This is a genomic window from Acinetobacter sp. Colony158, from assembly GCF_019264745.1.
Classification (GTDB): domain Bacteria; phylum Pseudomonadota; class Gammaproteobacteria; order Pseudomonadales; family Moraxellaceae; genus Acinetobacter; species Acinetobacter ursingii.
On the sequence record NZ_CP078523.1, the window covers coordinates 3,141,601 to 3,142,136 of the forward strand.

The following is a 536-nucleotide window of genomic DNA, read 5'->3' on the forward strand; positions in this document are numbered from 1 at the left end:
TATTCAAACTCATTCAGGCTGGGTCTACACTGCATTTATTATTGATGTGTTCTCGCGAGCAATTGTTGGATGGAAAGTATCTACACGGATGAATACAGATATGGTGCTCGATGCATTGGAGCAAGCATTGCACGATCGAGGCATGCCAAAGAATGTAATTCATCATTCCGATAGAGGTGTTCAATATCTTTCTATTCGCTATACCAATCGTTTAGAAGCAGCAAATTTACGAGCATCAGTCGGTACGACAGGTGATTCATACGATAATGCTTTGGCTGAAACGGTGAATGGCTTATACAAAACAGAGGTGATTGAATATTTAAAAGCAGATTGGCAAGGTTTAGCGGATGTACAACTTGCGACATTAAATTGGGTAGATTGGTTCAACAAAAAGCGTGTACACAGTGCACTGGGTTATGTATCGCCTTTTGAGTTTGAAGCAATGTACTATGATAAGATTAATCCGTTAGGTCAGGTGGCCTAACTTAAATAAAAAAGTCTCCGACAAAACCGGTACGGTTCATGATGTTCAATAG

1 protein-coding gene is annotated in these 536 nt (G+C 39.9%); it reads left to right on the plus strand.

The window, feature by feature from the left end; all coding sequences use genetic code 11:
- On the plus strand, nt 1–484 hold a 484-nt coding region (locus JR005_RS15310), incomplete at its 5' end, for an IS3 family transposase (RefSeq protein ID WP_218664824.1).
- Nucleotides 485–536: the final 52 nt, after the last annotated feature.